The sequence below is a fragment of the Devosia sp. LjRoot3 genome (assembly GCF_964252865.1).
Classification (GTDB): Bacteria; Pseudomonadota; Alphaproteobacteria; order Rhizobiales; family Devosiaceae; genus Devosia.
Genome location: NZ_CAXUPK020000002.1, coordinates 158,003 through 173,569, shown reverse-complemented (window position 1 = coordinate 173,569; position 15,567 = coordinate 158,003). Strand labels below are relative to the sequence as shown.

The window sequence follows — 15,567 nt, the reverse complement described above, 5'->3', positions numbered from 1 at the left end:
AAATTATGAAGCTTTTCTATTCTCCCGGCGCCTGTTCGCTCGCGAGCCACATTATCCTTGAAGAAATCGGCCTGCCCTACGAGACCGAAGCGGTCCACCTCGGCACCAAGAAGACCGCTACGGAGGCCGACTATCTCGCCATCAATCCGCGCGGCGCCGTCCCGGCCCTCGAAGTCGCGCCGGGCGAAGTCATCACCCAGGGCCCGGCAATCCTGCAATATATCGGCGAAAAGTCCGATATCGCCGCCTTCAAGCCGGCCCATGGCACCATCGAGCGCGCACGCCTCCAGGAAGCCCTCGGCTTCATGGGCGATGTGCACAAGGCCTTTGGCGGCCTCTTCAAGCCGAACCTGAGCGATGAAGATCGCAAGGGCGTCGTTGCCGAGATCACCCGCCGCCTGACCCAGCTTGAAGCCATGCTGACCGACCGCAGCCCCTTCATGCTCGGCGCCTTTTCCCAGGCCGACGCCTATGCCTTCACCGTTGTCGGCTGGGGTCGCCAGCTGATCGATCTCGCCGCCTTCCCGCGCCTCAGCAAGCTGATGGAAGCCGTTGGCGCCCGCCCGGCCACCCAGGCTGCCATGAAGGCCGAAGGCCTCGCCTGAAACGACAAGGGGCACCTTTGGTGCCCCTTTTTCATCCCAGATCTCCGGTAAACTTCAGCACGCCGAGCACGATGATCAGCACGGCCAGCCAGAACAGGCGACGTGTATTGCGCTCGTTCATTCCGCGGCGTTCTGCCGTCCGGTGCCGAACTTGCGTTCGATATAGTCGGCCACCATCACCTTGAACTGATCGGCCACATCGGCCCCGCGCAGCGTCGCTACCTTCTGACCATCAACAAACACCGGAGCGGCCGGGGTTTCACCCGTGCCCGGCAGCGAAATGCCGATATTGGCATGCTTGCTTTCGCCCGGCCCGTTGACGATGCAACCCATCACCGCCACCGACAGGGTTTCGACGCCCGGATAACGCTCGCGCCATTCCGGCATCGAGACGTGGAGATGGTCCTGAATTTCCTTGGCCAGCGTCTGGAAGGTGCTCGACGTGGTGCGCCCACAACCCGGGCAAGCCGCCACCACCGGCAGGAACTGCCGGAAGCCCATGGTCTGCAGGAGTTCCTGCGCGACCTTCACTTCGGTCGTGCGATCGCCACCCGGCTCCGGCGTCAGCGAAATACGGATCGTGTCGCCAATGCCCTGCTGCAGCAGGATGCCCAAGGCCGCCGACGAAGCAACAATGCCCTTCGAACCCATGCCGGCCTCGGTCAAGCCCAGATGCAGCGCATAGTCACAGCGCGCGGCAAGGTCCTGATAAACGGCAATAAGATGCTGCACATCCGACACTTTGGTCGAGAGCAGGATCTGGTCGCGACGCATGCCCAGCTCTTCCGCACGCGCAGCGGAAAGCAGCGCCGACTGAATAATGGCCTCGCGCTGCACCGCCGCCGCCGAAATCGGCGCTTCCGAAACCGCGTTCTCGTCCATCAGCTTGGTAAGCAGCTCTTCGTCGAGCGAACCCCAATTGACCCCGATACGCACCGGCTTGTTGTAGCGATTGGCAATTTCGATCAGCGTCGCGAACTGGGTATCGCGCTTGGCCTTGAACCCGACATTACCCGGATTGATGCGATACTTTGCCAGCGCCTCGGCACAGGCCGGATGGTCGGTAAGCAGCTTATGGCCGATATAATGAAAGTCGCCGACGAGCGGCACGTCATAGCCCATGAAGGCCAGACGATCGCGAATGATCGGCACGGCGGCGGCGCTCTCGTCGCGATCGACGGTGATGCGCACGATCTCCGAACCGGCGCGTGCCAGTTGCATGACCTGCTTCACGGTCGCGTCGATATCGGCCGTATCGGTATTGGTCATGGATTGGACGACGACGGGCGCACCGCCCCCGACCATCACACCACCGACATTGACCCCGACTGACTGCCTACGCGGCGCTGGACCGGCCATTTTCATCCTCATTCACGCGTGCCTTCGAGATAGGCCTTCCCATCTGCGCGCGCAACTGGACAATAGCGTGACGGGTTGACCCAGCCGAGCCGTCGAAATCGACGAGACCCATTCGTCGCGGTGTCGAACAGGAGCAAAAGCCATGACCTTCGCCGCCTATCTCAGCAATATCGAGAAGCAGACGGGCGTCAGCCCCGACGAATTCATCCGCCTCGCCACCGAAAAGGGTTTTACGAAAGCCGGCACCAAGGCCACCGCAATCACCGATTGGCTCAAGGCCGACTACGGGCTCGGACACGGCCACGCCATGGCCGTCTACAAGCCCCTCAAGGAGCAGGGCGGCCTGACGAATTAAGCCGACGCAGAGATGTGATCGGACCACTCTTGAACCAGATGCCGCCAGGACCATTTATTGGTAATGATGAACATGCTCCTCCCCCGCCTCATTCTCTTTCGCAAGGAAGTCGTGCAGCTCTGGAAGGCCTTCTGGGCCGCCGAGACTCCACTCTACCTGAAGGCGGCGACGCTGTTCGTTGCCTTCTATCTCTTCAATCCGTTCGACATCCTGCCCGATTTCATCCCGATCCTGGGCTGGGTCGATGACATCATCCTCGTGCCCCTGATGGTGAGCTGGATTGTGTCCCGCCTGCCCATCCCGGCCCGCGTCTATGCCGGCAAATACGGCAAGACGGTCGATGGCAAAGCGCGGCGCATGTAATCGCTGTAGCTGAAATGAAAAAGGCGCCCAATGGGCGCCTTTGATTTGTCTGGGGCTATTCCGACCGTTTGAACGCGGCGTGTAGCCGCGAAAACTGGTCGGCAATGCCATTGGCCTGGCCGGCAGAGACTTCGGGCAATTTGCCGCGCTCAAGCAGGTCGAGCTGCGTAACGCGATCAAACAGCCGATCGCCCTGATCGATAAACCCGCGCAGCTTTTCCGGCAGGTGGTCATAGCCCGGCCCGCCACGCTCAGAAGGCGTTGCAGAAAACTGCACCTTTTCCTTTTCGGTGCGCGCATTCTCGCGCGAAATCTCGCCTTCATTGACCGCCCGCTGCAGCAGCAACCAGGAGGCAATCTGCATCAGGCGCGTCGTGAGGCGCATGGATTCGGTGGCGTAGAGGAACGAGGCCTCGCGCGGCAGCAGCCGGCTGTCCTCGCGTCCTTCCTGGTCGAGATAGGCAGCAACGGCTTCGATCAGGCCCATGCCTTCGCGATAGAGCTGGTCAAAGCCCCCCGATGCCGCAATGCGCGGGCCCAGGGCAACTGCCGAACTGCTCGTCTCGCTCATATCCGCCACGGTCCATCCCAGCTTCGAGGGGTTTTCGGAGGGATGAAGAATCCCGCCTCTCATTTCCCCGCCATGCTAGGCGGAAATGAGGCTAGCGTCATCCCACGAGCGCAACTAGCCTCAACAAGTCGTTGCAGGGCGGGAGTTTATCTTCGCTGGGAAAGGACGCCAGAAAAAGAAAAGAGCCGTGAATCACGGCTCTCGAAGTTAACAGGGAGGCGTCAAACAGAGGGAAAACCGCTCTGAAAAATTCAGAAAAATCTGAATAACTTCACCTTAACCGCAAAGTCTTAATTGTGCGTTAACAGGAGTCGATTTCTTAACCCTGACGAAAACTCAACGCCGGTGGAACGGCGGCTGCCAATAGCGCGCCACCTGCACCTGCCACATGAATGTCTGGATCGGCTCCTCGCGCCAGGCCTGGTCGGCGAGGTTTTCGGGCGCCGGCACATTGAGCGGGCTGCCATCTTCGACGCCGGCCAGTCGCAGCGCATAGACCAGCGCCGAAGTGCCCGCGGCAAAAACCAGGGCAAGCAATACCAGAAGATTCCAAGACATGACGGCGACTCCTTGCCTGCAAGGAGTGTTAACCCGGCGCCTCACCGCCTCGAACCTTTAGTCCTTCTTAACCTTAATCCCAGGGACTTTATCGATCAGAACTTGAACACCGCATCGGCAGCCTTTCGCGTGCTGCCGCGCGCATCGATTGCCGCCTTGAGACGCAGGATTTCCCCTTCGAGCAGCGCGATTCTCTGTTCGAGTTCCGACACGGAAAGCGTATCGAGAACCATGCCGACATCATGCGCAACCGGCTTTTTTCGGCGCTGTTCTTCGTCATCCATCATGGCGGCCTCCCAAAACTTTGCCCTGTAAGATTACCTTGCCACCCTTGCCGGGCAAGCCCGCTTTACGCCAGCATGGGAGCATGACCGAGCAAATCACCCTCCCCCCGACCATGTCGGCCATCCATATTGCAACGCCCGGCGCCCCCGATGCGCTCCAGGCGACGTCGCTACCCCTGCCCGAAGTAAAGCCGGGCGAGGTGCTGATCCGCGTCGCCGCCGCCGGCGTCAATGGACCGGACCTGGCGCAGCGGCGCGGCCACTACGATCCGCCGCCCGGCGCCTCACCCCTGCCCGGTCTCGAAGTGGCGGGTGTGGTTGTCGCTTCGGGCGCGGGCAGCAATCGCCACCGCATCGGCGCGCGCGTCATGGCGCTGACCAATGGCGGCGGCTATTCTGAATATGTCGCGGTGCCCGAGGGCCAGGTCCTGCCCGTTCCCTATGGCTGGAGCTTTGCCGAAGCGGCGAGCCTGCCCGAAACCTGGTTCACGGTGACACAGACACTCGTCATGCGCGCCGGCCTGACCCCCGGCATGACCGTCCTCGTCCACGGCGCCTCCGGCGGCATCGGCGGCGCAGCCATCCAGATCGCGACGCTCCTCGGCGGCAAGGCCATCGGCGTCACGTCGAGCCCTGAGAAATCAGCCTATGCAAAATCGCTCGGCGCCATCGCCACAATCGACCGCAGCGAGGATATTGCCGAACGCGTCCTCGCACTGACGGAAGGCAAAGGCGCCGACCGCGTCGTCGACCTCGTCGGTGGAGACATGGCCGCGGTCAACGTCGCTGCCTCCGCCCGCTCCGGCCATATCGTTCTGATCTCGACGCTCGAAGGTGGCACGGCCCAGGTGCCGCTGCGCCAGATGATGGCCAAGGGCATCACCATGTCCGGCTCGACCCTGCGCCCGCAGTCGTCCGAGACCAAAGCCGCCATTGCCGAGCGCATCGCCTTTTCGCTGCTGCTGCATCTTTCCCTGCCCACTTGGGTAAAGCCCAAGATTTCCACCTTCGCGCTTGAAGATGCCGCCCGCGCGCATGAGCAAATGGAAGCGCGAAATCATATCGGCAAGCTGGTTCTCTTGACCTCCTTCGGCAGAGCCCAAGAAAATTTGCGCTAATAAATGGTTATGGCCTGACTTCAGCGTTGCGGAAACCGGGCCAAAACTCTATATTGTGAGCAGTTCCCCCTCAGCATTTGGCTTTTGAGGCGGAGCGGTCCGGAGGAAAACCGGCCGCGCCAGCAGGAGAGTTTTACCATGTCCCAGCCCCTACTTATGCCCAAGGCAACCGCTGTCTGGCTCGTGGACAACACGGCTTTGTCCTTCGACCAGATCGCTGCCTTCTGCACGCTGCATCCGCTCGAAGTGCAGGGCATTGCCGATGGCGACGTCGCCTCCGGCATCATGGGTGTCAATCCGATCCAGAACGGTCAGCTGACCCGCGAAGAAATCGAGAAGGCCGAGGCTGATCCCAACTATCGCCTGAAACTTTCCGATCCAAAAGTTCGCGTCGCTGCCGTCAAGCGCAAGGGCCCGCGCTATACCCCGATCTCGCGCCGTAACGAGCGCCCCAATGCCATCAAGTGGCTGGTGCGCAATCATCCCGAACTCAAGGACGCGCAGATCATGCGCCTCGTGGGCACCACCAAGTCCACCATCGAGTCGGTGCGTGAAAACAGCCACTGGAATGCGGCCAACCTTGCCGCCATGGATCCGGTGACCCTGGGCCTCTGCAGCCAGATCGAGCTCGACCTCGAGGTCAAGCGCGCCAGTAAGGATGCCGGCATTCCCAACGAAGTGTCTGAAGGCACGACACTGCTCACCGCCGAGGAAGCTCTGGCCCGCGCCACCGCCCGCCAGGAAGAATATGGCAGCGAAGAGGGCGAAGGCGACGGCCGCCGCACTCAAGCCAACGAAGACATCGACGCAGACTCGGTCTTCGCCAAGCTCAAGTCGCTCAAGTCCGACGCCGACGAATAAGCTTTTCGGTACTCTCGAAATTGAAATCCCCGCCCTCGTGGCGGGGATTTTTGTTTGCGGGGCCTGATCGCACCCGGCAACTCGATGTCACCCCGGCAAAGGATGAACTGAACAAGCCGATACCAAAGCGCCGGGATGGGAAGCCCGGTTGACAAACCAACCATACAAGAGTGCTCATACCCACCCTGCCCGCCGGATTCGCCTTTCCCATGATCGACCCCATCTTCGTTGCCGTCGCCGTCTTTGCGGTGCTGATCGTCGGCCTGTCCAAAGCCGGCTTCCTGGGGGGACTAGGCGTCGTCGGCGTGCCGCTCCTGGCCCTCGTCATGCCCGCCCGCGACGCTGCCGGCATGATGCTGCCGGTGCTGCTCTGCATGGATGCGGTGGCGGTCTGGATGTATCGCAAGGAATTCGACCGCAGCATTCTCAAGATCATGCTGCCCGGCGCCGCCGTCGGCACGCTGCTCGGCTGGGCCCTCTGGGCCTTTGTCAGCGACGCCGTGGTGCTGCTGATGGTCGGCATCGTAACGCTGCTCTTTGTCATCGACGCCATGCTGCCGCTGCGCAAGAAACTCGAGGGCCTGCCGCCCTCAAAGCCGTGGGGCGCCTTCTGGGGCAGCATTGCCGGCTTCACCAGCTTCATTTCCCACACCGGCGGCCCACCGTTCCAGATCTACGTCCTGCCCAAAAAGCTGCCGCCCGCCGTCTATGCCGGCACGACCTCGGTGTTCTTCGCCGTGGTCAACACAGCCAAGCTCGTCCCCTATTTCTTCCTCGGCCAGCTCTCGGTGAGCAATCTCAGCCATTCGGCCATGCTCGCTCCGGTGGGCATTGTCGGGGTGCTGCTCGGCGTCTGGCTCGTGCGACGCATCTCGGTGAAACTCTTCTACCAGATCGCCTATTGGCTGGTTCTGGTGCTGGCACTCTACCTCGTGTGGCGCGGCGTCACGGGCGTTTTTCTGACCTAGCTTCGAGACATGCACCTCGCTAAGGTCCACCGCACTTAAGACTATTCGGGAGTTTATCCATGAGCGCTGTCGCACAAAAGGGTCACAACCAGTTCGGCAATCTGCCCACCTGGGACCTCAATGATCTCTATCCCGGCAAGGACAGCGCCGAATTCAAGGCTGCGCTCGAAGAGTCGAAGCGCCTCGCCGCCAAATTCGAGAGCGACTACAAGGGCAAGCTCGCCGACCTCACCAAGTCCGGTGGCCTTATCCAGGCGATCAGGGATAGCGAAGTTCTGGGCGATATCACTGGCCGCATCGGCTCCTTCGCCTTCCTCCAATATGCGCAGCGCTCGACCGATCCCGACCGCGCCAAATTCATGGGCGACACCAATGAAGCGCTGACCACGCTCTCCACCCGCGTGCTGTTCTTCGAACTCGAACTCAACCGCGTTGACGATGCCGAACTCGACGACGCCATTGCGCGCGACCCCGAACTCGCCCGCTACAAGACCTGGTTCGCCGAACTGCGGAAAGCAAAACCCTACCAGCTCGACGACAAGCTCGAAGAGCTGTTCCACGACAAGTCCGTCACCGCCTTCTCCGCCTGGAACCGGCTCTTTGACGAGACCATGTCGAGCCTCGAATTCGAGGTCGATGGCGAGGTGCTGAACCTTGAATCGACCCTGCACCTCCTGTCCGAGAAGGACGAGAAGAAGCGAGAAAGCGCCTTCAACGCGCTCGCCAAAACTTTCAAGACCAATGGCCGGCTCTTCACCCACATCACCAATGTGCTGGCCAAGGACAAGGAAATTTCCGACCGCTGGCGCGGCTACGAAGACATTGCGGATAGCCGCCATATGGCCAATTCGGTCGAACGCGAAGTCGTCGACGCCCTGCAGTCGGCCGTGGAAGCCGCCTATCCGCGCCTGTCGCACCGCTACTACAAGATGAAGGCCAAGTGGTTCGGCAAGGAAAAGCTGAACGCCTGGGACCGCAATGCCCCGCTGCCAACCAGCGACGAGCGCATCTGGGATTGGGACACGGCCGTCACCACCGTGCTCGACGCCTATGGCCGCTTCTCGCCTGATCTGGCAGACGTCGCAAAACCCTTCTTCAATTCAGGCTGGATCGACGCGCCCACCGGCGAAGGCAAACTTTCCGGCGCCTTCGCGCACCCGACCGTCCCCAGCGCCCATCCCTACCTGATGCTCAACTATCTCGGCCGCACCCGCGATATCATGACCCTCGCCCATGAGCTGGGCCATGGCGTGCATCAGCGCCTCGCCGCCGCGCAGGGCCCGATCCTCGCCAATACCCCGCTTACCCTGGCCGAAACTGCCTCGGTCTTCGGCGAAATGCTGACCTTTAGGGCGCTCCTCGACAAGACCACCGACCCCAAGCAGCGCTTTGCCCTGCTCTCGTCCAAGGTAGAGGACATGCTCAACACCGTGGTTCGCCAGATCGCCTTCTACACCTTCGAGCGCCGGGTCCACACCGCGCGTCGCCAGGGCGAATTGCGCACCGAGGAAATCAACCAGATCTGGCTCGACGTTCAGTCCGAGTCACTCGGCGACGGGATCATCCAGAACGAAGGTTATGACATCTTCTGGACCTATATCCCGCACTTCATCCATTCGCCCTTCTACGTCTATGCCTATGCTTTCGGTGATTGCCTTGTGAACTCGCTCTACGCACAGTATGAGAAGTCGAGTGAAGGCTTTGCGGAGCGCTATTTCGAGCTCCTGAAGGCCGGGGGAAGCAAGCATCATTCCGAACTTCTGGCGCCCTTTGGGCTCGATGCCAAGGACCCCAACTTCTGGTCGCTCGGCCTTTCGATGATCGAAGGGCTGATCGACGAACTTGAGGCGACTTCGCCCTGAGTGCACTAGAATAGAAGACGACTATACTTTCGAGGACGAGATGGCCGCAAAGCACGCCCAACACCACTCCGAGCCGGTACTGGAATCCGCAATGGATTACACCGAACACGAAAAGACCTATAACGGCTTCATTGCCGCGGTGAAGTGGTCGGTCATCGGCACGGCCGCCCTGCTGATCATTCTGTTCTTCGTGGTCCAGCCCTAAAACACCTTTAGCAGGCAAGAGCTGCCTGCCCGCCGGCAGGCGGGTAGGAGAGTTCTCATGAAAATTGCGGTTCTGCGGGAAACCGTGGCAGGCGAACATCGCGTCGCCGCCACGCCCGAAACCGTCGCCAAGCTGATCGGGCTTGGCGCAGATATCAGTGTCGAAAAGGGCGCGGGTCAGGGTTCTCGCATCAGCGACGCCCAGTTCGCCGAAGCCGGCGCCAGTATCGCCGCTTCCGCGGCCGAAGCGGTCAAGGGCGCAGACATCGTCCTCGCCGTGCGCCGCCCCGCCGCCAAGGCGCTCGCCGGCACCAATCCCGGCGCTCTCCTCATCGCCGCGCTCGACCCCTACGGCAATGAGAGCGAAGTCGCCGCCCTCGCCAAATCAGGCGTCACCGCCATTGCCATGGAATTCATGCCGCGCATCACCCGTGCGCAGGTGATGGATATTCTTTCCTCCCAGGCCAATCTCGCCGGCTACCAGGCCGTCATCGAAGCAGCTGCCCATTTCGGCCGCGCCCTCCCGATGATGATGACTGCCGCCGGCACCGTGCGCCCGGCCAAGACCTTCGTCATGGGCGCCGGCGTCGCCGGTCTCCAGGCCATCGCCACCGCTCGTCGTCTGGGCGCAGTAGTCTCGGCAACCGACGTGCGCGCCGCAGCCGGCGAACAGGTTGAATCGCTCGGCGCCAAATTTGTCATGACCGATGCGTTGAAAGACGCCTCGGGCACTGGTGGCTATGCCCGCGAACTGACCCTGGTCGAGAGCCAAGCCCAGGCCGAGCTCGTCGCCGGCCATATCGCCAAGCAAGATATCGTCGTCACCACCGCCCTCATCCCCGGCCGCCCGGCACCAAAACTCGTCACCCGGGCGATGGTCGAGAGCATGGCCCCCGGCTCGGTCATCGTCGACCTCGCCGCCGAACGCGGCGGCAATGTCGAACTGACCCGTCCCGACGAGGTTGTCGACCACAATGGCGTAACCATCATCGGCTTCACCAATCTCGCCAGCCGCATCCCCACCACCGCCAGCCAGCTCTATGCGAAAAACCTTCTCTCCTTCCTCGAAACCCTGATCGACAAGAAGGACAAAAAGCTCGCGATCAACTGGGACGACGATCTGGTCAAAGCCACCGTCCTCACCCGCGATGGCACCGTAGTGCACCCCAACTTTGCCGCCGCAGCGGCCCCGGCTGTTGCCGCACCGGTCGCCGTGCCAAAGGCCGCGCCCAAGACGCCAAGCAGCAAGGTCGAAGCCAAGGCCGCGCCAGCCAAGACCGGCGCCGCCCGCAAGGCTCCAGCCAAGCCCGCCGAGCATCAGGTCGACCACAGCGCCTCGATCGCCAAGCCGGCGCCAAAAACCGGCACGAAGAAACCGGCCACCAAGCCGGCCGAACATGTCGAAGATCACGCCCCTGCCAAGGCACCAGCCACCAAAACGGTGACAGCGAAAAAACCCGCCGCCAAGAAGGCAGCAGCGCCCGCCGCCGCCGAACCCGACCACAGCGCCGCGGCCCCACCGGCAGCACCGAAACCGCGCGCTACCAAAAAGCCGGCCACCAAACCGGCAGAACACGTAGAAGACCATTCCGCCGCAGCGCAAAAACCTGCGGCCAAGAAGCCGGCGACAAAAAAACCGGCCGTGAAGAAGACTGCCGCACCGGAGGGGGGCCAGTAAAATGGAAGCAACTGCAAACACGGTCGCCGATGCCGCGACTGCCCTGGCCCATGGGGCCATTGGCGGGGCCATCGACCCCTTCATCTTCCGCCTCGCCATTTTCGTGCTGGCGATCTTCGTTGGCTATTTCGTGGTCTGGAGCGTCACCCCTGCTCTCCACACGCCACTGATGAGCGTCACCAACGCCATTTCCTCGGTGATCGTCGTCGGCGCCCTGCTCGCCGTCGGCGTGCAACTCGCCAATGACGCCAGCTGGATCAGCAAGGTCTTTGGCTTCATCGCCCTCGTCTTCGCCTCCGTGAACATTTTTGGTGGCTTCCTCGTGACCCAGCGCATGCTGGCCATGTACAAGAAGAAGGGCTGAGCGAAATGATCGACGCCAATATCGCCGCCCTCTTCTATCTCGTTGCGGGCGTGCTCTTCATCCTGGCGCTGCGCGGGCTTTCGAGCCCCCGTTCCGCCCGCCAGGGCAATCTCTACGGCATGGTCGGCATGGCCATCGCCGTGGTCACCACGCTCCTCGTCGCGGCCCCCAGTGATTGGGTGAGCTGGCTGCTGATCATCGGCGGCCTTGGCCTCGGTGGCGGCATCGGCGCCTATGTCGCCCGCGAAGTGAAGATGACCGACATGCCCCAGCTTGTCGCCGCTTTCCACTCGCTGGTCGGCCTCGCCGCCGTCTTCGTCGCAGCCGCCGCGCTCTACGCCCCCGAAGCCTTCGGCATCGGCGTGCCCGGCGATATCCACGCCCAGGCGCTTATCGAAATGTCGATCGGCGTCGCTATCGGCGCCTTCACCTTCACCGGCTCGGTCATCGCCTTTGCCAAGCTCAACGGCAATATGAGTGGCAAGCCAATCATACTGCCGGCCCGCCACCTGATCCACATCGTCCTCGGCATCGTGCTGCTGGCGCTGGTCTGGGCCTTCACGGTCACGGCCGAACCCTGGCTGTTCTGGGCCATCACCGTGCTCGCCCTCGTCCTCGGCGGCCTGATGATCATCCCGATCGGCGGCGCCGACATGCCCGTCGTCGTCTCCATGCTCAATTCCTATTCGGGTTGGGCCGCAGCCGGCATCGGTTTCACCTTGGGCAATACGGCCCTGATCATCACCGGCGCCCTTGTCGGTTCCTCGGGCGCGATCCTCTCGTACATCATGTGCAAGGCGATGAACCGTAGCTTCATCTCGGTCATCCTCGGCGGCTTTGGTGGTGACACTTCATCCGCTACCGGCGGCGCCGAAGAAGACCGCCCCGTAAAACAGGGCGCAGCCGAAGACGCTGCCTTCCTCATGAAGAATGCCGGCAAGGTCATCATCGTGCCCGGCTATGGCATGGCCGTGGCTCAGGCCCAGCACGCCCTGCGTGAAATGGCCGATCAGCTCAAGGCGGCAGGCGTCGAAGTCAAATACGCTATCCACCCCGTTGCCGGCCGCATGCCGGGCCACATGAACGTGCTGCTCGCCGAAGCCAATGTGCCCTATGACGAAGTGTTCGAACTGGAAGACATCAATTCCGAATTCGCCCAGTCCGACGTCGCCTTCGTCATCGGCGCCAATGACGTGACCAACCCCGCCGCCAAGACCGACAAGACCTCGCCGATCTACGGCATGCCGGTCCTCAACGTCGAAGACGCCGGCACAGTGCTCTTCATCAAGCGCGGCATGGCCGCCGGCTATGCCGGCGTCCAGAACGAACTCTTCTTCCGCGACAACACGATGATGCTTTTTGGCGATGCCAAAAAGGTCACCGAAGACATCGTGAAGAGCCTCGGCCACTAAAACATTGTGGGCGCCCAAGGCGCCCCATCTCATCCACTGTGTGATCCCCGCGAAAGCGGGGATCTTTGTTTGGCGCGTTGCCTCACATCACCTTGCTGACTTCCATCAGCCCCGGCCGCTGATCATTCGCCGCCTTGATAGCCGTCTCGCCACCCAGCACCACCACATGGCCCTTCTCGGCCAGCACATCGAGCGCATCGGCCAGCGCCGAAAAGTCCTTCTGGCTGGCGCCAAGGATTTCATCCCGGCGCTGCTGGCGGATGGCATCAGTCGTGCCGGTAAGTATCCGCCACATGGCAGAATAGCCCTTGGAATCGACGAATTCCGGCCGGTCAGCATCGCCAATAACGCCGATGATCGAGCGCGTCAGATCGGTCTCGCCAATCCCCGCCCGCAGCGCCTTGGCCGCACCGTCATAGACATCGAGCGTCTTGAGCAGGTTCGGGTCGCGATAGGATAGGAACGAGAAATTGCCCGATGACAGGTCAAACCGGCTCGACCCACCATAGGCCCCGCCCTGTACGCGCACCTTGTCCCAGAGATAGGTCGTGTTGAGGAAGCGCAGCACCACGGCCGAAGCCGCCGAGGCTTCATAACCCAGCGCCTTCAGGTTCGCGCCCTTGCCGACATAATTGACCTGCGCCGGAATGACCAAGCCCTCGGACTTCGGCTCCGCCGCAAAGCCCCAGTCATGCGTCACCGCATCGCTCTGCGGCAGCCCCTCGACGAAGCTCGCCAGCACACCGCGCGTCTCGGTAAAGAGGCTCGCGTCGGCCGTCAGGTTGACCACCATGCCCTTGCGATTGAAGAGGACATCGCGGATGCGCCGGAACGTGGCTTCCACCCCAGCCCAATCGCTATCAATGCGCTTCACCAGATCGCGCAGGAAGTTGAGATAGCTGACGCCACCCAATTGCTCAGCCGCCCAGCTTGCCTCGGTCAGGCCGGCCTTGAGGCGCGTATCGACAATGGAGTTGCCGGCCGGGATCATACGGGCCTCAAAACCCGCCTTTTCCTCCAGCGCCATCTGACGAATGCGCTCCTTGTTGTCGAGCCGCGCATCGAGCAACACCTCGCCCATGATGTCGAGCATGTCGCCAAACTTGGCCGGCACCGATTTCCCCGACAGGAAGAACCAGGCCGCCGTCTCGTCATTGTCGAGCCGCGTCGCAAGGCTGCGATGCTGGGAAATGCCGCCCGTCGTGCGCCCAATGCGCTGCGTCAGGCTGACAAAATCCTCCTTGCTCGTGCCGGTCTGCAACAGCGCCCGACCGAACAACGGCAGATAGGGCAGCAGCGCCGGCTCCAAGACCTTCAGGTCAAAGCCGAGATCGAGATACAGGATCCCCAGCGTCGGCAGATCGTGATGCATCAGCCGCGCACCATGGAGATTGCTCTCATCAGTCGGCAGCGTACGGATCGAGCGGTCGAGATCGCCCAGCGTCAGCGTCGGAATCTTTGCCAGGTCTTCCGGCTTGTCGACCTCTTCCTGCAGCGCCTTCAGCTTCTCGGTCTGCGCAATCGTCGCCTTCAGCGCCGCGTCGTCCATGCCAGCACGAACCGCGGCGAGCTTGTCGTCTTCTTGCCTCTTTTCGCGCGCACCCAGCTCCGGATCAGCTTCGATCTTCGAGGTGATGCGATGCGTGTTGTCGAGGAACAGGCGACGGATTTCCTTCTCGAAATGCCCCTGCCCGGCCTTTTCCTTCAGCGCCGTCAGCGCCGCTTCAAAAGTCAGCGGCTCCAGCGGATCGCCGCCATGCAGCCACGAGCCAAGCGCGGTGAACATATAGCTCATACCCCGCGGCTGGCCGCCGGTGTTCTGCTCGCGCAGATGGAATTCAAACGTGTTGAGCGCCGCCTCGCGCTGCTCGTCGGAAAAGCCGGTTTCGGCGAGTTCCGCCAGCGTATCGAGCACCAGCTTTTCGACCTTTTCGGCGTCCGCCGGATCGATCCCCTTCAACCCGAACCCAGCCATGGGCTGGCGCAGCCAGGTGGAAATGCCACCGCCCAGCATGCTCTCGCCAATCCCGCTCTCGGTCAGCTTCTTGCGCAGCGGCGCCGCCGCATTGCCGGCCAGCAGATAGCTCAGCAGGCCGTGGCTCAGCGTTTCCTCACGGCCGCTTGGCGGATCGATCATCCAGTTGACGCTCGCCATGCCGTCACGACGCTTTTCCGCGTCGACCGTCCCGGCATAGGCCCCGCTCACCTGCCGCGGTGCATTCCAGCGCGGCTGCAACGCAATATCGGCGTCCACGGGCGCCGCATCGAATTGGCTGAAAACCTCGTCCAGAATTTCGAGCCGCTTCTCCGGCGCGTCATCGCCCGAAAAAACCACGCGGGCATTGGAGGGGTGGTAGAACTTGGTGTGAAAGCGCTTGAACTGCTCATAGGTCAGCGCTGGGATATCCTTGGGGTCGCCACCCGAGGAGAGTCCATAAATCGTATCGGGATAAAGCGCCCGCTGCGTCTGGTCGTGCATCACCGAGTCGGGCGAGGAAAACACGCCCTTCATCTCGTTGAAGACAACGCCCTTGTAAACGAGCGGCGCATCGAGGCTATCCAGCTCATAGTGCCAGCCCTCCTGCGCAAACGTGTCTTCCGTAAGAAGCGGGAAAAACACGGCGTCGAGATAGACATCCACAAGGTTGTAAAAATCCTTGAGATTGGCGCTCGCCACCGGATAGGCCGTCTTGTCCGGAAAGGTCATGGCGTTGAGGAAAGTGTGCATGGAGCCCTTGAGCAGCTCCACGAACGGCTTCTTCACAGGATATTTTCTGCTGCCGCACAGCACCGAATGCTCGAGAATATGCGCAATGCCGGTCGAGTCATCGGGCGGCGTCTTCAGCGTCACGCCAAAAACCTTGTTCTCGTCGTCATTGACAAGGCTCAGCACCTCCGCCCCGGTCTTCTTGTGCCGAAAGAGCTGCGCCTGCGAATTGATCTCGGCAATGGACTCGTCGCGCACAAGCTCGAAAGCGGGATGGATAGACATGATACTGGCTCGT

General features: G+C 61.8%; 15 protein-coding genes and 1 pseudogene. 11 read left to right on the top strand and 5 right to left on the bottom strand.

Translation table 11 applies throughout. The annotated features are described in order from the left end of the window. The first annotated feature begins 5 nt into the window (after positions 1–5). Positions 6–605 (top strand): glutathione S-transferase N-terminal domain-containing protein, encoded by a 600-nt coding sequence (locus ACSQ2A_RS07860; protein ID WP_436071760.1) that lies wholly within the window; start codon positions 6–8, stop codon positions 603–605. Positions 606–722: 117 nt separating this feature from the next. Here ACSQ2A_RS07860 and ispG read toward each other — a convergent pair whose 3' ends face one another. Then, positions 723–1,964 carry a flavodoxin-dependent (E)-4-hydroxy-3-methylbut-2-enyl-diphosphate synthase gene (gene ispG / locus ACSQ2A_RS07855; RefSeq protein ID WP_436071759.1) on the bottom strand — a complete coding sequence of 414 codons (1,242 nt, stop codon included), beginning with the start codon at positions 1,962–1,964 and terminating at the stop codon, positions 723–725. A gap of 142 nt (positions 1,965–2,106) precedes the next feature. Here ispG and ACSQ2A_RS07850 point away from each other — a divergent pair, with 142 nt between their 5' ends. After that, positions 2,107–2,319, top strand: a complete 213-nt coding sequence (locus tag ACSQ2A_RS07850) for a DUF4287 domain-containing protein (RefSeq protein WP_436071758.1) — start codon at positions 2,107–2,109, stop codon at positions 2,317–2,319. Between the two features lie 63 nt (positions 2,320–2,382). Further along, on the top strand, positions 2,383–2,682 hold the full coding sequence (locus tag ACSQ2A_RS07845) for a YkvA family protein (protein ID WP_436071757.1): 300 nt from the start codon (positions 2,383–2,385) through the stop codon (positions 2,680–2,682). Positions 2,683–2,737: 55 nt separating this feature from the next. Here the strand turns inward: ACSQ2A_RS07845 and rcdA are convergent, their stop codons facing one another. The 3 genes from rcdA to ACSQ2A_RS07830 all read right to left on the bottom strand — a co-directional run bounded on the left by rcdA (position 2,738) and on the right by ACSQ2A_RS07830 (position 4,098). After that, positions 2,738–3,253, bottom strand: coding sequence for a protease adaptor protein RcdA (rcdA, locus tag ACSQ2A_RS07840; protein WP_436071756.1), 516 nt, complete (start codon positions 3,251–3,253; stop codon positions 2,738–2,740). A gap of 336 nt (positions 3,254–3,589) precedes the next feature. Further along, positions 3,590–3,811 (bottom strand): hypothetical protein, encoded by a 222-nt coding sequence (locus ACSQ2A_RS07835; protein ID WP_436071755.1) that lies wholly within the window; start codon positions 3,809–3,811, stop codon positions 3,590–3,592. Between the two features lie 95 nt (positions 3,812–3,906). Then, on the bottom strand, positions 3,907–4,098 hold the full coding sequence (locus ACSQ2A_RS07830) for a DUF1192 domain-containing protein (protein ID WP_367178656.1): 192 nt from the start codon (positions 4,096–4,098) through the stop codon (positions 3,907–3,909). 80 nt (positions 4,099–4,178) lie between these two features. On the opposite strand from ACSQ2A_RS07830, the gene ACSQ2A_RS07825 reads away from it, so the two are divergent. The 8 genes and pseudogenes from ACSQ2A_RS07825 (at position 4,179) to ACSQ2A_RS07790 (ending at position 12,562) form a co-directional block, all read left to right on the top strand. Then, positions 4,179–5,213: an NAD(P)H-quinone oxidoreductase gene (locus ACSQ2A_RS07825; RefSeq protein ID WP_436071754.1), complete on the top strand. Its 1,035-nt coding sequence runs from the start codon at positions 4,179–4,181 to the stop codon at positions 5,211–5,213. A gap of 138 nt (positions 5,214–5,351) precedes the next feature. Beyond that, positions 5,352–6,074: a DUF1013 domain-containing protein gene (locus ACSQ2A_RS07820; RefSeq protein ID WP_295415928.1), complete on the top strand. Its 723-nt coding sequence runs from the start codon at positions 5,352–5,354 to the stop codon at positions 6,072–6,074. Positions 6,075–6,283: 209 nt separating this feature from the next. Beyond that, the gene (locus ACSQ2A_RS07815) at positions 6,284–7,042 is read left to right on the top strand and encodes a sulfite exporter TauE/SafE family protein (RefSeq protein ID WP_436071753.1); all 759 of its coding nucleotides are present in this window, start codon (positions 6,284–6,286) and stop codon (positions 7,040–7,042) included. A gap of 59 nt (positions 7,043–7,101) precedes the next feature. Then, the gene (locus tag ACSQ2A_RS07810; RefSeq protein WP_436071752.1) at positions 7,102–8,904 is read left to right on the top strand and encodes a M3 family oligoendopeptidase; all 1,803 of its coding nucleotides are present in this window, start codon (positions 7,102–7,104) and stop codon (positions 8,902–8,904) included. 91 nt (positions 8,905–8,995) lie between these two features. Then, positions 8,996–9,109 carry an aa3-type cytochrome c oxidase subunit IV gene (locus ACSQ2A_RS07805; RefSeq protein ID WP_295415937.1) on the top strand — a complete coding sequence of 38 codons (114 nt, stop codon included), beginning with the start codon at positions 8,996–8,998 and terminating at the stop codon, positions 9,107–9,109. Positions 9,110–9,166: 57 nt separating this feature from the next. After that, positions 9,167–10,414: pseudogene (locus ACSQ2A_RS07800) on the top strand (Re/Si-specific NAD(P)(+) transhydrogenase subunit alpha); the annotation flags it as partial. 373 nt (positions 10,415–10,787) lie between these two features. Beyond that, positions 10,788–11,150 (top strand): proton-translocating transhydrogenase family protein, encoded by a 363-nt coding sequence (locus ACSQ2A_RS07795; protein WP_295415939.1) that lies wholly within the window; start codon positions 10,788–10,790, stop codon positions 11,148–11,150. 8 nt (positions 11,151–11,158) lie between these two features. Next, on the top strand, positions 11,159–12,562 hold the full coding sequence (locus ACSQ2A_RS07790) for an NAD(P)(+) transhydrogenase (Re/Si-specific) subunit beta (RefSeq protein ID WP_436072270.1): 1,404 nt from the start codon (positions 11,159–11,161) through the stop codon (positions 12,560–12,562). Between the two features lie 82 nt (positions 12,563–12,644). Here the strand turns inward: ACSQ2A_RS07790 and ACSQ2A_RS07785 are convergent, their stop codons facing one another. Continuing rightward, the gene (locus ACSQ2A_RS07785; RefSeq protein ID WP_436071751.1) at positions 12,645–15,554 is read right to left on the bottom strand and encodes an insulinase family protein; all 2,910 of its coding nucleotides are present in this window, start codon (positions 15,552–15,554) and stop codon (positions 12,645–12,647) included. Positions 15,555–15,567 lie beyond the last annotated feature (13 nt).